This is a genomic window from Paenibacillus konkukensis (genome assembly GCF_023523925.1).
In the GTDB taxonomy this organism is placed as follows: Bacteria; Bacillota; Bacilli; order Paenibacillales; family NBRC-103111; genus Paenibacillus_S; species Paenibacillus_S doosanensis.
In genome coordinates this window covers 1,885,514-1,900,888 of sequence record NZ_CP027059.1, presented here as the reverse complement: position 1 = coordinate 1,900,888, position 15,375 = coordinate 1,885,514, and the positions used below count along the sequence as shown (strand labels likewise).

At 49.5% G+C, this 15,375-nt stretch carries 11 protein-coding genes and 1 riboswitch; of the genes, 9 read left to right on the top strand and 2 right to left on the bottom strand.

Annotated features, from left to right (window positions below; genetic code table 11):
• Positions 1–108: 108 nt before the first annotated feature.
• The 8 genes from SK3146_RS08245 (at position 109) to tnpA (ending at position 10,922) form a co-directional block, all read left to right on the top strand.
• Entirely contained in the window at positions 109–1,017 is a 909-nt protein-coding gene (locus SK3146_RS08245) for an ABC transporter permease (protein WP_249866225.1), read from the top strand.
• A gap of 21 nt (positions 1,018–1,038) precedes the next feature.
• Positions 1,039–1,926: a carbohydrate ABC transporter permease gene (locus tag SK3146_RS08240; RefSeq protein ID WP_249864628.1), complete on the top strand. Its 888-nt coding sequence runs from the start codon at positions 1,039–1,041 to the stop codon at positions 1,924–1,926.
• Between the two features lie 60 nt (positions 1,927–1,986).
• Complete coding sequence (locus SK3146_RS08235; protein ID WP_249864627.1) at positions 1,987–3,507, top strand: ABC transporter substrate-binding protein; 1,521 nt, start codon at positions 1,987–1,989, stop codon at positions 3,505–3,507.
• 90 nt (positions 3,508–3,597) lie between these two features.
• Positions 3,598–5,130: a sulfatase gene (locus SK3146_RS08230; RefSeq protein WP_249864626.1), complete on the top strand. Its 1,533-nt coding sequence runs from the start codon at positions 3,598–3,600 to the stop codon at positions 5,128–5,130.
• Positions 5,131–5,333: 203 nt separating this feature from the next.
• Positions 5,334–5,420: riboswitch (cyclic di-GMP riboswitch) on the top strand.
• An 81-nt stretch (positions 5,421–5,501) separates the two neighbouring features.
• Entirely contained in the window at positions 5,502–7,574 is a 2,073-nt protein-coding gene (locus SK3146_RS08225) for an EAL domain-containing protein (protein ID WP_249864625.1), read from the top strand.
• Between the two features lie 61 nt (positions 7,575–7,635).
• A complete protein-coding gene (locus tag SK3146_RS08220) occupies positions 7,636–9,339 on the top strand; it encodes a methyl-accepting chemotaxis protein (RefSeq protein WP_249864624.1) in 1,704 nt (567 codons plus the stop codon).
• A 237-nt stretch (positions 9,340–9,576) separates the two neighbouring features.
• The gene (gene sigK, locus SK3146_RS08215; RefSeq protein ID WP_249864623.1) at positions 9,577–10,278 is read left to right on the top strand and encodes an RNA polymerase sporulation sigma factor SigK; all 702 of its coding nucleotides are present in this window, start codon (positions 9,577–9,579) and stop codon (positions 10,276–10,278) included.
• 173 nt (positions 10,279–10,451) lie between these two features.
• On the top strand, positions 10,452–10,922 hold the full coding sequence (tnpA, locus tag SK3146_RS08210; protein WP_249860177.1) for an IS200/IS605 family transposase: 471 nt from the start codon (positions 10,452–10,454) through the stop codon (positions 10,920–10,922).
• A gap of 270 nt (positions 10,923–11,192) precedes the next feature.
• On the opposite strand, the gene SK3146_RS08205 is transcribed toward tnpA, so the two are convergent.
• The gene (locus SK3146_RS08205; RefSeq protein ID WP_249864622.1) at positions 11,193–12,056 is read right to left on the bottom strand and encodes a carbohydrate ABC transporter permease; all 864 of its coding nucleotides are present in this window, start codon (positions 12,054–12,056) and stop codon (positions 11,193–11,195) included.
• A 30-nt stretch (positions 12,057–12,086) separates the two neighbouring features.
• Positions 12,087–13,043 carry an ABC transporter permease gene (locus SK3146_RS08200; protein ID WP_249864621.1) on the bottom strand — a complete coding sequence of 319 codons (957 nt, stop codon included), beginning with the start codon at positions 13,041–13,043 and terminating at the stop codon, positions 12,087–12,089.
• Positions 13,044–13,395: 352 nt separating this feature from the next.
• Here SK3146_RS08200 and SK3146_RS08195 point away from each other — a divergent pair, with 352 nt between their 5' ends.
• Positions 13,396–15,354 (top strand): helix-turn-helix transcriptional regulator, encoded by a 1,959-nt coding sequence (locus SK3146_RS08195; protein WP_249864620.1) that lies wholly within the window; start codon positions 13,396–13,398, stop codon positions 15,352–15,354.
• Positions 15,355–15,375: the final 21 nt, after the last annotated feature.

Genomic DNA, 15,375 nt, shown 5'->3' with positions numbered 1-15,375 from the left:
ATAGAGACATCCCAAACGAAGGAAGGAGCAACCCAAGTGAATACAGCTGAGGCGTTAAAGCAGCGCAGAAAAGAAAGCCGCACGGACAGCAAGGCCGGGCTGGCGTCGATGCTCAAAGCTTGTTCCAAATACCAGGTTCTCTATCTTATGATGGTGCCCGGTCTGATCTATTTCATTATCAACAATTACTTGCCGATGTTCGGCATTGTGATCGCCTTCAAGGAGGTCAATTTTGCAAAAGGGCTGTTTGCGGGCGAATGGGTCGGATTCAAAAACTTCGAATATTTGTTTCTGACCGAAGATGCCTGGATCATTACGAGAAATACGATTTTGTACAATAGCGCGTTTATTGTGCTCAATCTCGTGGCTGCTCTGGCGACGGCCATTATTCTGAACGAAGTCAAAAACAAGGTGCTTAAACGCAGCTATCAAAGTTTTGTACTGCTGCCGCATCTGATTTCATCCGTGATGATCGGCTACTTGGTTTACGCCTTCCTGAATATGGAAACCGGCTTCGTCAATAAAACGATATTGCCTTGGCTAGGTCTTGAGGGTATTTCCTGGTACAGCGAGCCGAAGTATTGGCCGTACATTTTACCGCTGGTCAGCATCTGGAAGCAGGCAGGCTATCTGTGCGTCGTTTATTTGGCCTCGATCATCGGGATCGACAAAGAATATTACGAGGCGGCTACGATCGACGGAGCTACGAAATGGCAGCAAATTCGCAGCATTACCATTCCGCTCATCACGCCGGTCATTATGATCATGACGCTGCTGCAGATCGGCCGCATTTTTTATTCCGACTTCGGCTTGTTTTATCAGGTGCCGCTCAACTCGGGCGCGCTGCTCGATACGACGAACGTCATCGACACTTATGTGTTCCGCGCCTTGATCAATCTCGGCGATGTGGCGATGTCCTCGGCTGCGGGCGTATACCAATCGTTGGTAGGATTCGTGCTGGTCATAACGGCTAATTTTATTACCCGCAAAATCAATAAGGACAACGCCTTGTTTTAACGGCGGCCAGGAGGAGATCGCATGAAAACGAAAGAAAACGTGTACCAATGGCTGATTAACTTGTTCATGATCGTTCTGGCCTGCCTGTGCATCCTGCCCTTCATCCTGCTGTTCTCGGCTTCGTTCACCTCGCAGGATGCGATCATTCGGAACGGATATACGTTTATTCCGTCCGAGTTCAGCACCGAAGCGTATCATTATTTGTGGAATGACGCCGCCAAGCTGGCGCGGGCTTACGGCGTAACCATCATCGTCACGATCATCGGAACGGCGGCCAGTCTCGCTATTACGACGCTGCTCGCTTACCCGCTATCGCGCAAGGAACTGCCCCTGCGCCAGTTCTTCGCCTTCTTCATCTTCTTCACCATGCTGTTCAACGGCGGACTGGTCCCTCTGTATCTCGTCTATACGAAGCTGTTCGAGCTGAAAAACACGATCTGGTCGCTCATTATTCCCATCGGCCTGACCAATGCGTTCTTCGTGATGATTACCCGGACGTTTTTCCAGACGACGATTCCGAACGAGGTTATCGAATCCGGGAAAATCGACGGCGCGGGCGAGCTGCGAATTTTCGGCCAGATCGTACTTCCGTTGTCCTTGCCCATCTTGGCGACCGTCGGCTTGTTCCAGACGATCCATTATTGGAACGATTGGTTTAACGGTCTCATCTTCCTGACGGACAGCCGGCTCTTCAGCATTCAGAACTTGCTCAACCGGATTTTGCTGGACGCCCAGTACTTGTCTCAGATGGATCTCGGCTCGGCGCAAGGGGAAATGACCGCAGCGATTCCTACCCAGTCAATCCGCTTCGCCATCGCGGTTGTCGGGATCGTGCCGATCTTGCTGATTTATCCGTTTTTCCAAGGCTTCTTCGTCAAGGGTCTGACGGTCGGAGCCGTCAAAGGGTAAGGCTTGGCCCGATATTATCGGTTAAAGCATATACAGAGATAACTATGAGGAGGGTTTTACATGAATAAAAAATTGCGGGTATGGTTGGCGCTTCCCTTGGCTTTATCGGTCGTGGCGGCGGGATGTTCGGGAGGCGGAGGCTCCGCATCCGATGGAGCGAAGCAAGGCGCGAGCGGAGCCGCAGCCTCGAACGACGGCGGAAAGCCTTACGAAGTGACGCTGGTGTACATGGGCAATGAATCCGCCGATACGAAAAAAGTGTCCGAAGCGATGAGCGAAATTACGAAGAAAAAAATTAACGCCACGGTGAAGCTGCAGCCGATCAGCGCCGGGGCGTGGGCTCAGCAGACGAATCTGGCGCTGACGAGCCAGGAGAAAATCGACGTCTTTATGGCCTCCTCCATCTACAACTTCTCCGCCCAAGTGTCCGCCGGCCATTTCCTGCCGCTGGACGACTTGCTGGCCAAGTACGGCAAAGATATTACGAAGCTGATGGACCCGGCTTACTTGAATGCGGGCAAAGTGTCCGGCAAGCAGTACGCGATTCCGACCAACAAGGATTTGGCTACGCAGGGCGGCATCGTAATGCGCAAAGATATGATTGATAAATACAAGATCGATCTCGGCGCGATTAAGACCGTCCAGGACCTGGACGCGGTATTCGCCACGATCAAGAAGAACGAGCCTCAGCTCATCCCTATCGTGACATCGACCGCTTCGACGCCGGTAGACAACCTGCTCAAAGACGACGTGCTGGTCGACAAGCTGGGCGTGCTGCCTAACTACGACAACGGCCTTAAGGTGGAGAACCTGTACGAAAGCGCCGAATACGCCGATCTGCTGAAGACGATGAGAAAATGGTACGAGGCCGGGTATTTCTCCCGCGATGCGGCCACCTCGACAGAGCAGCCTTACGACGTAGTTAAGGCGAACAAGGCATTCTCATTCTTCAACGTAATGAAGGTCGGCTCCGCCGAATCGCAAAGCCTTAGAACGGGAATGCCGATGGTGACCGTACCGCTGACCGACGCGGTATCGACGACCTCGCATGTGACGAACTTTATGCACGCCATACCGAGAGGCTCGCAAAATCCGGAGAAGGCGATGATGCTGATCAATCTGCTCTATTCGGACAAGGAACTGGTGAATTTGCTGAACTGGGGCATCGAGGGCACCCATTATGTGAAGAAATCGGACAATGTTATCGATTATCCGCCGGGTGTCGACGTCAAATCGGTGAGCTATAACACAGGCAATATCAGCTTTATGTTCGGCAACCAATTCCTGAACTACACTTGGCCGAATCAGCTGCCGGATATTTGGCAAAAAACCGACGAGTTTAACAAGAAAGCGAAAAAGTCGGTCGCCCTCGGCTTTACCTTCGACGCGACGCCGGTGAAAACCGAGGTCGGCGCCGTAAACAACGTATTGCAGCAGTTCAAAGCCGGCCTGGAGACGGGAACGCTCGATCCGGAAAAGACGCTGCCTACGTTTATCTCAAGACTGAAAGCGGCGGGAATCGATAAGATTATTTCCGAGAAGCAGAAGCAGCTGGACAGCTGGAAAAGCTCGGCGAAGTAAGACCAGAGCTTCGGCATTGCAAGCAGGTTGAATGAACGCCGTTCGGCGGCCTTACGGACCGCTGAACGGCCATAGGAGGAACGATCGTTCATGAATGTAATCTTGATTACGCTGGACAGCTTGAATCGGCATTATTTGAAAGCATACGGCCAACCGGCCGGACTGGATGTTCTGACGCCGAATTTGGACCGGTTGGCGGCCCGTTCGGCCGTGTTTGACCGGCACTATTCAGGCAGCTTGCCGTGCATGCCGGCCAGGAGGGAGCTGTATACCGGCACGCAGGAGTTTCTGTGGCGGTCATGGGGACCGGTGGAGCCCTTCGATCTGCCGGTTGCGCGCGCTGCGAACCGCAACGGGTACGTCTCTCAGTTTATCAGCGACCAGTTTCATTTCTTTCTCGGCTACAGCCACGGCTATTATGACGACTATCACGGGTTCGAGCTGGTGCGCGGACATGAGCTGGACCCTTGGAAAACGGCTCCTCTGCAAGCGGAAGACGAGCCTTTCCTGAAGCAAATCAGCTATCGAGAGGGGGCGCCGAAGCCGTTCAATCGGGCGATCTACGCGAAGAACGTCAGAAATTTCCGCCGGGAGGAGGATTTCTTCGCTCCGAGAGTGTTTACATGCGCCGAGCAGTGGCTGGAGGACAATCATATGCATGACCGGTTTATGCTCGTCATCGACAGCTTCGATGTGCATGAGCCGTTCCATAATCCCGACAGCGTTGCCGGCATGTATACGGATGAGGATACCCATGATCCCGATCTGCCGGTATGGGCTCACTCGGGACGCACCGACAAGGGGCACGGGCAATTGAGCGAGCGGCAGCTTGCTTTTGTCCGGTCGCAGTATGCGGCCAAGCTGTCGCTGACCGACAAATACCTCGGCAAGGTGCTGGATAAGCTCGACGAGCACGGGCTGTGGGATTCGACGATGGTCATCGTCACATCGGATCACGGCCACTATCTGGGCGAGCGCAATCTGATCGGCAAGCCCGCTTACAATAATTACAACGTGCTGGCCCATATTCCGCTGATGATCTGGCATCCGCAGGCGGCGCAGCAGGGCAGCCGGATTCCGGCCTTGACCTCGACCGTCGATATATACGCGACGATCATGGAAGCGATCGGAGAACCGCAGCGTCTCGGGCACGGGCGCAGTCTGCTTCCGCTGCTGAGGGGAGAGACGGATAAGGTAAGAGACTGGGCGCTGTACGGTTATTTCGGCGGCGCGCTTAACATCACCGACGGCAGGCATACGTATCATGTCGCTCCGGACGAGAGCGTGCCTTTATACAACTACTCTACGATGTACATTAATCCGGCGGCGTTCTTCCTTCCCGGTTATGTGCCGGAGCAGGTGGAAGCCGGACGGTTCCTGCCCTATACCGACGCTGTCGTATGGAAATACGAGGTCAAGTTCCCGCCTGAATTCGCCAGCTTCCGAAAAGCCGGCTATGCTACCGAGCTCTATGATACGGAGCGGGATCTTTGGCAGGAGCATGATCTCCTCGGCAGCTCGCCCGAGCTGCACGACCGCATGAAGGAGCTGCTGCGCTCCGCCTTGTCCGAGCTGCAGGCGCCTCCCGAAGCGTTCACGCGGGCCGGCGTTGCGGCCGGTTAGAGCAATCCGCTATTATCGAAACTCCCGCCTCGTTTGAGAGGTTGGGAGTTTTTTTCGACAAAATCCGAGTAAATTTCCGGCTATTATGTAACAACCTGTTGAAAAATTTATATATTGTGAATATAATGGTTTTACAACACTATGCAATTAGGTATTTTCGATTATTGAAATAGTTCTATATACCTAAATTATCATCATTTATCTAACGATAAAGGCAAACCTTTTGAAAGAAAGGGACGCAAAGCTATGGGCCTAAGGAACATCCGTTCTAAGGTCGCCAAGCCGCCGAAATGGATGTTCTATGGACATCATCCGTTCGGGTGGTGTTTTATTTTTTAACTGAAAAACCTATTTCTTCTAAAGGAGCAAAGATGGTTGATTATAAACATTTAGTGGAAGACTCCATTGCCGGAATGTTTTTTATCCATAATGAAGCGTTAACATTTGTCAATAATGCGTTCACTTCCTTATTCGGCTACGCTTCTGTAGAGGATTTTTATGCCAATCACCGGTCTTTACAGGATTTGATGCCGTTAGAATCGTATCGCACCTTATTCCGGCAGAAGAAACAGGTTGGTTCCGGCAAAAAACAAGCCCAAGACCGTTACATGATCGAGTGTTATCATCGCGGCGGGCATTCGATTTATGTTGAAGTGTTTGCAAAAATGAACCGTCAAGACGATGAGGTGACCATTTATGGAACGATGATCGACGTTTCCGATTCCATCCATATGCAGCGAGAGCTTCATATGAGTGAGCAAAAATACCGCTCGCTCTTTGAATACAATACCAACTTGATTTACTCCTTTGATTTGGACGGACATTTCGACAGTATGAACCCGGCCGTTACGGACACGCTCGGCTACAGCTTTGACGAGCTGATCCATATGAATTTTGAGAAATTCATCCATCCGGACGATTTGACGATGACTTTGCAAAACTTTAACGAAGCGAAAACGTACGGACGCCACTGCTCTTACGAGGCAAGAGTGATACATAGATCAGGTCAAATCCGGCATACGCATATCATTAATATCCCGATTTATATCGACGGGCAAATTACCGGCGTATACGGAATCGCCCGAGATATTACCGAATTGAAAAACTACATTGAACAAATTGAACGGCTGGCTTACTACGACTATCTGACCGGATTGCCCAACAGGCGGTATTTCGAGCAAAAAAACGCCGAATATTACAGTGAGCGGCGGACGGCAACCTTAGCGCTGATCGATCTGGACGGCTTCAAAACGATTAACGATACGCTTGGACACGATATCGGCGACGAGCTGCTGAAGGAGTTCTCCCATCTTCTGCTGAGGGTTTGCTCGTCTTCGGATTTATTCGTTTCGAGAATAGGAGGCGACGAGTTCGCCGTAATAGCTCCTGACGACGCCGGATATCCCAGCATTCTCCGGGTTGCGGAAGAGCTGCTGGAGCAGCTGCTAAAGCCGCTGCACGTCAATGAGTTTGAGCTGTACATTGCAGCCAGCGTCGGAATATGCAGCTCGATCGGTCAAGAAACCGCTCCCATGCAGTTATTCAAACATGCGGACATCGCTTTATATAACGCCAAGGCAGCCGGTAAACGAAAAATTTCCATCTATTCTCATTTGAATGATGAGGTAACGTTAAAGCGCTTTACGCTGGTCCGCGATATTCAGCAGGCCATTGCAGGCAAGCAATTTTATTTGGAATATCAGCCGCGGTACGATATCAAAAACCAAAGAGTCACCTGCGTCGAAGCCTTATTGCGCTGGAAGCATCCATCTTGGGGGATTGTTCCGCCAGGCGAATTTATCCCCATTGCCGAGGAATCGGGACTGATCGTCGAGCTGGGGAAATGGGCGCTGCAAACCGCTTGCCGGGAAATCAAGCCGCTCGCCGAGGCTTGGGACTTTAATTTATCGGTAAATGTATCCGTCGTACAGATTATGAACCAGGAGTTCGTTGCCACCATCAAGCAAATATTGGAGGCGGAGCGGTTCGATCCCCGCAGGCTCGAGCTGGAAATCACCGAATCGGCGCTGTATAACTCCGAGGAGAAGATGAGATATTTTCTGGACGAGCTGAAAGGGTTAGGCATTCAAGTTTCGCTGGACGATTTCGGAGCCGGCTACTCGTCGCTGAGCTTTATTCAAAAATACGCCATCGATACGGTAAAGCTGGATAAAACGTTTGTGAATACCCTTACGGTCAATGATCGAAACGCCAAAATTTTCTCGAGCATCGTATCCTTATTAAAGTCGCTGGAAACGAATGTGGTGGCCGAAGGCATTGAAACGATCGAGCATTACCATTTTTTAACGAAAAACGAGTGCGACGAGGCGCAGGGATATTTATTTTCCAGGCCGATTCCTGTCCATCAATTAATCGAAATGGTGGTCGAGCTTCCCCATATTTGCAGGATTTCGTCTGCCTATAGACCGGCCTCGGAGCAATAATATCGTTCAGATCGCCGATCCGGGCTTACAAGGAAAATAATGAAAAGGAGCAGGTTGCGTGATGCTAAAAAATATAACTATCGGAAACAAACTGCGGTTTCTGAATGTCGTCGCCGTGTTATTTATCATTATCGTCGGAGCGACAGGCTACTTGTATATTAAGGATATGGCGGAAAATACGGATATGATGTACAACGACCGATTAATTCCGATCAAACAGATTCAGACGATTCAAATCAATAACCGCAAAAACGATACTTCCATCATGGAGATGCTGGTAACCGAAGACCCGTTGCGTACTCAAAAGCTGGTCGAGAACATTCAAACCAACCAAAGCAGCAATGAGGCGATCATCAGCGACTACGAAGAGCGCGGAAGCGATTATGTGAAGGATTTGTTAAAAAAGTACCGCGAACTCAATGCGAAATATACAGCGGAGCTGCAAAAGACGGTCGATTTGGCTCTTGCCAATAAAAATGATCAGGCTTACGAGCAGTTCACGAATACCGTCAAGCCAATTCGAACCGATTTGAGCGCAATAGTAGATCAGCTCACCGCCTATAACGATCAGCAAGCGGGCGACCTGAATCATGCCAATGCGAACAGTTTACGCTCGGCCGTCATGATTATATCGGGGGCCATTGCATTATGCGTCGTCATCTGCGCCGGCATCGGATTTTTCATTTACCGTTTGATCGTCTCGCCGGTCAAGGAGCTTCAACGATTGATGCGGGAGGCCGAGAATGGCAATTTATCCGTCTCCAGCCGCTATACATCCAAAGATGAGATGGGGCAGCTCAGCCATTCCTTTAATTCGATGATGCACGGCTTGCGGGATGTCGTCAGCCGAATCAGAGAAAATTCCGAGCTGCTGGCTGCAGCATCGGAGGAAATGTCCGCCAGCGCCGATCACACGACAAAAGCTACCGAGCATATCGTCCAGAATATCGAAGCGCTGGCAACGGATGCGGATAAACAAATGGAGAGTGCGGAAGAGGTGTACGCGACCATCAGCGACATGTCTTCCGGCATACGGCAAATTGCTCTAAGCGTCCAAGCGGCTTCGCAGACTTCCATTGCGACATCGCATATGGCTAATGAAGGCAACGAAGCCATTCAAGGCGCTTTACAGCAGATGAACTCGATTGATCGCATTGTCGGCAAGCTATCGGATACGGTGCAGGTTCTCAGCAGCCGGTCCGATCAAATCGGCCATATTGTTAATGTGATGACGGCGATAGCCACACAGACGAACCTTCTGTCGCTGAATGCGGGTATCGAAGCGGCGAGAGCGGGAGAACACGGACGCGGCTTTGCCGTGGTCGCCGGCGAGATCCGTAAGCTGGCCGAACAGTCGGCTCTATCGGCGCAGCAAATCGAGGAGCTGATCTCCAAAATTCAAGAAGAAACGTTAAGCATAGCCGGGTCCATGCAAACGGCCAAAACCGAGGTATCCGCGGGGCTGAAGGTAGTGACGGCCGCCGGCAGCTCTTTTGAAACGATCACCCGCTCTACCGACGACGTAGTGGGTCAAATTCAGGAGGTTTCGGCTGCGGCACAGCAAATGTCGGCCGGCACCGAACAAATTATCCGCGTCGTCCAGACGATTAAGGAAACGACTCATACAGCGGCGGCAACCGCGCAGAATGTCTCTTCGGCCACAGAGGAACAACTGGCTACGATGGAGGAAGTATCGGCAACCACTACATCCTTGGCGACTATGGCCGAGGAACTGCAGCAGCTTATCAAGAAGTTCAAAGTTTAAATGAACATAGGAGGCCTCCGGCAAACGCCGGGGGTCTTCTGGCTTCATCGGCAGTTTAAGACAGCCCGTAGGGTCGAGATGAGAGACGCTTCAACGCATTGCCCGATTCGTTGGCCGCGCGTTTATTTGCTGCGTACAGGCACTTATAGGCCATCGCCTACATAAAATGATACTGATCTCATAAGCGGAGGCTTCCGAAGCAGTTTTGCTCCGCAAAACTTGTAGGGGGTGGCAGCTATGCCCGGCTTCTTTTCAGCGATAGCCCTGTTCATCAAAGAGTTAATGCTACTGGTTTCATACGTCAAAAACAACGCTTTTCCCCAGCCGCTGTCCGAAGCGGAAGAAGATAAACATTTGCGGCAAATGGCGCAAGGCAATCAGCATTCCCGCAACCTGCTTATCGAGCATAACCTGCGGCTCGTCGCCCATATCGTCAAAAAATTCGATAATACGGGCGAAGATTTGGAGGACTTGATCTCCATAGGAACCATCGGTTTGATCAAAGCGATTGAATCGTTCAGCCCGGACAAAGGCACCAAGCTGGCTACGTTCGCGGCCCGATGTATAGAAAATGAAATTTTGATGCACTTGCGTTCCCTGAAGAAAACGCGCAAAGACGTCTCGCTGCATGACCCGATCGGAACGGACAAGGAGGGAAATGAGATTACGCTCATCGATATTCTTGGCACGGAAGCCGACGATGTCGTAGATAAAGTGCAGCTGAAAATCGAAAAAAGCAAAATATATAAAAATTTGGATATTTTGGATGACCGTGAGAAGGAAGTCGTCGTCGGCCGCTTCGGCCTCGAACACGGCGGGGAGGAACGAACCCAGCGGGAGATTGCCAAGGAGCTCGGGATCAGCCGCTCGTATGTGTCACGAATTGAGAAGCGGGCGCTGATGAAGCTGTACCATGAGTTTTATAAGGCGAAGCGGTAAAAACGTTGTTGAAAGGGCCTGCCGGCAATGGCAGGCTCTTCTTGTCTAAGAAAACCCCCAGTTCGACTGGGGGTTCGGGAAAGCTTATAGCTATGAGTAAAAATCCCTTGACCTTTATGATAAGATGATAGCCGGTCTGCCAACCGCAACATCAAATCAAGGAGGACAAGGGAATGGATAAGAGCAGTCTAGCACATACCCGCTGGAACTGCAAATACCATATTGTATTTGCACCGAAATATAGACGGCAAGTCATCTATGGGAAATTAAAAAGAGAGATCGGAAAGATCATCCGGGAGTTGTGTGAGCGCAAAGGGGTGGAGATTCACGAAGCGGAAGCGTGCCCGGATCACATCCATATGTTGGTGAGTATTCCACCGAAACTGAGTGTATCGGAGTTTATGGGGTACTTAAAGGGAAAAAGTTCGCTGATGATCTTCGATAAATTTGCGAACCTGAAGTATCGATACGGAAATCGGCAATTTTGGTGCAGAGGCTATTTTGTGGATACGGTAGGGCGAAACAGGAAAGCGATAGCCGAATACATTCGAAATCAACTAACAGAGGATAAGAACTACGAACAAATCACGATGAAAGAATTGTTCGACCCGTTTACGGGTGAGTCGGTAGGAAAGGGCAAATAAAAGAGCCCCTTTGAGGGGCAAGCCCGGGACCGCTCGCGGTTGGCAGACTTTCAGTGCGCCTTCTTAGGCGCGTGCTAGTACCATGCCCTTATAGGGCTGATGGAAGCCACCGGCTAAGCCGGTGGTTATGACTGACATCGTGCAGAAAGCGGGCATTCCAACGGCCAAGCTTCTTTATCGTGTGGAAAAAAACATAGTATAACTATAGTCAGCGCTTCTATAAGGCAAAGGAGCAGTGCTAGTGTTCCCTACACGCCCCATTGGGACCTGCTATCCCTTTACCGCCCCCAGCATGACGCCCTTAACAAAATACCTCTGAATAAACGGATATACGATAATGACCGGCAAAGCGACCAGGAAGATCGAAGCCGTACGCACGGATAGGCTGGATGTATTGTCTAGGGTACCCACATCGCCGAGCACCGCCGCCATTTCGAGCTGCACGACCATATCGCGCAGAAAAATTTGCAGCACCTGCAGCTTGGTAGAGTTAATGTATACTACAGCATCCATGTACGTATTCCAATGGTGCACGGCGACGAACAAGCCGATTGTCGCTACGGAAGCCGTAGACAGCGGAAGATAAATGCGGTAGAAGATGGTCCAATCGTTGGCCCCGTCGATTTTAGCCGATTCCTCCAAACTGGCCGGCACATTTTCAAAAAAAGATTTCAGCAAGATGACATTCCAGGTGCTGATAGCTGAAGGAATGACCAGCGCCCAAATGGTGTCAATAAGCCCAGTCCCTTTGACAATTAAGTAAGTAGGGATAATGCCGCCATTAAACAGCATCGTAATAATAATGTACAGCATAAACAGCTTTTGTCCCGGCAAATACCGCTTGGATAGCGCATAGGCAAAGCTAAGCTGCAGCGCCAAATTAGTCGTGATCCCAAGGAATGTCCGGTTAATCGTATTGATAAACGACGTCACAAACCGGTCATTATGCAAAATAATTTGGTAAGCCGTCAAATCAAAACCTTTGGGCCAAAGCAGCAGCTGCCCTTCACGAACCAACAGCGGGTCGCTGATGGATGTGAGAACAACGTAGTAAAACGGCAGAAAAGTAAGCACGGCAAACGCCAGCAGCACTAACCCGATGGCAAAGCTTCCGACATTATAGGATTTTGTCATGGTATCTGTCTCCCTTCTTCCCTTGAATTTCTACCACAATGCGTTATCGCTATAACGCCGGGCAATACGGTTTGCGGTCCAGATGAGAATAAAGCCGATGGCCGATTGGAACAAGCCGATGGCCGTCGTCAGGCTGAACCGGGCATCCTGCAGTCCAATGCGGTATATATACGTACTGAGTACATCGCCCACGTCGTAAACCGAAGGATTATACAGCACATAAATTTGCTCGAAGCCAAAGTCCAGCATGGTGCCGATTTTGAGAATGAACAGCAATACGATCGTATTGCGAATGCCGGGCAGCGTAATATAAATCAGCTTCTGCCACCGGGTGGCGCCGTCTATCGTAGCTGCTTCATACTGCTCTGGGTCAATCCCCGACAAGGCAGCCAAATAAATAATTGCCCCCCAGCCGCTTTCCTTGAGGATAAGGGATAAAATCACAATCGGGCGGAAATAGTCGGACATGACCATATAGTGAATAGGCTCCAGTCCAAACCATCCGCGAAGATGATTTACCCATCCATCGTTAGGCGAAAGCATCTGAATGACAATGCCGCCGAACACGACCCAGGATAAAAAGTGAGGAAAGTAAACCACGGTTTGAATCGATCGCTTGAAGGCCATGCTTTTGATTTCATTGAGCAGCAAAGCCAGCAAAATCGGCGCGGGGAATGAAAAAATAAGTTCATACAAGTTCATTAAAATCGTATTTTTGACGATGCGGTAAAAATCCGGATAGGAAAATAAAAATTCAAAATGCTTCAGTCCTACCCAGGGGCTGTTCCATATTCCTTTTGAAAAATTAAAATCCTTAAACGCGATGATCAATCCATACATCGGCAAATATTTGTAAATGAAATACCAGACGAACCCAGGCAGCAGCAGCATATACAAATATTTGTACTTGTTCAGTGCGATAAAGCATGCGCTCAGTTTACCGGTCCGCTTCTTCAAACCGGCAGTCGTTTGAATTGACGCTCTCATCCTATCTCCCCCTTAACTTTGATATGGTTTGATTATAGGAGGGAAGCCTTCACTGGCCCATGGTTACTTTATTGGGAATTGTACATTTTTTGTGGTTCAGGAATGGATATTTTTTGATATAATGATGAAAGCACAAGAAAGAGAGGATCATTCATTGAAACCCAACTTGCTAATACACCGTCTGAAGGACCGGTCGGTATTCATGCTTTCACTTCTGTTTCTCATTACCTCCATTGCGTCTGTCTTTCTATATGACCGTAGCGTCCGTTCAGATTATATAGATGAGAGAACGTATTATTTTCAAAAAAATCACGAAAAGGCTTATTCTTCGCTCTATTTATTTTCAGACCAAATGCAAGCGCTTTATAGGCAAACTTTGCTAAACCAGGATGTGGTGGAGTGGTTGAACCATCCCAGAGAGCTATTTGCCGAAATGTACAGGCTCAGCCAAATTCAAGCTTCGTTTATTGAATTCATCAACAGCCGTTCCGGCGTCGTATCGGTGTATTTGCATAACAAGCGGAACAATATGGTGCTGTCCACTCCTTTTATGCTATCGGAACTGCCGCAGTTCCCGAACCATCAAGTGTTCGAGCAGTATGATTACGCTAATAACAGCGTGCAGTGGCAATATCGGCAGATTGGCAATGAAGTGCAGTCGAATCCGTCCAGCGCGCGCGTCATTTCCATGGTTGCCGGTATCCCTGCAACCAACAAGCAGGGTGCCATTGCGATTAACATGAACGAAAAATACGTAGCCGAATCCATTATGGCAGGCGACGATTATTTGCTTTGGCTGGACGCGGATAACCATGTGCTGCTCGCCAAAAACGAGGCGTCTCGCCAGTTCTATGCCGAGCACGCCGAGCAAATCTTAAGTACCAAGCAATCTTCTTTTTTCCTTAAAGATCATTTCGTGATTTCCTCCGTATCGGAAGCAGGAAAATGGAAGCTGCTTACGATTCTACCCACTAGCGTGCTGGAAAACGGGCTGTCCGACAAATCCGCATACAAAACCTTGATTCTTGTTTTGTGTTTGGCCCTGACTGTACTTCTTTCCCTGTATTTCCGCTATATCCGTCGTGAACAAGACAAGCTGAAAGACCTTAAGATCCGGCAGAATCTGGGCGATTTTCGCATTGGACTGATTACGGACCTGTTGAACGGTAAGCCGGTACTTGCGGATTTAGAGGAGAGGTCGAGGCAGTATGAAATCAATTTGACCGGGGGCGGGTATCAGGTCATCGTGTTCCAAATCGACGACTACTATCAGTACTTACTTACCAAGACGAACAATGAACGCTTTTTCATGAACAAGATCATTTTTAACGCCATTAAGTGGACCTTTGCCCTTAAGTTCAACGCGCATATCATTAGCACCCAGCTGGAAAGAGTGACTGTCCTCATCTGCCACGATGTCCCGGATGAAGCCGGGCAAGGCAAGCTGGAGGAGACGATTCATTACATTCAAAACGACATCAGGGACAATTGCGGACTCACCGTATGCGTCGGGGTAAGCGACATCGCTACTGACATCGCTCACGTCCATGCCTGCCATGCGCATGCGATGATGGCAATCGACTATAAGTCGATATATGGCAAGCACGCCGTCATTTATTACGAGCGGATGTCATTCTCCAAATCGCCCTCCCTCCAGCAGCTTTCTCAGAAGATTCATCAGATAAGCGATTATTTGCAAGAGGGACGGCTGGATCGAATCGAAATCTGCCTGGAGGACATTTTGGGCGAATTAATTGCGAATCAGCAGTTTACGCTGGACTGGGTTCATGCCATCTTCGCCAACATGATGTCCACGATCATGAAGTTTACCATCGAGCATCGCATCGATATCAATCATCATTGCAAAGAGGATGTTTTTATCACCTTATACAGCTATGAATTTTTGGAGGATAAAAAAACGTACATCCTGAAGATCTGTTCCGTCATCATCGATCTGATGCAAACAAAGCCTGTGGAAACAAGCTCGACAACGAAAGTCATTATTGAATATATCGACAAACATTTCGATCAGCCGATTTCGCTGAATATTTTGGCAGACCGTCTTTCGATGAGTTCCTCCTATTTAAGTGTTGTCATTAAAAATCACCTGGGAATCGGCTTTGTCGAATATATTAGCAAATTACGGATTCAGAAGGCGATAAAGCTGCTTGATAACAATCAGCTAACCATTCAGCATATTGCTGAGCAGTGCGGCTATGACACGGTGCATACGTTCATTCGGCAATTTAAAAAAGTATATCAAATTCCGCCGAACGAATACCGGCTCCGCAAGCGAAATGAAGAAATGTGAATAAAAATTATACATCCGTTA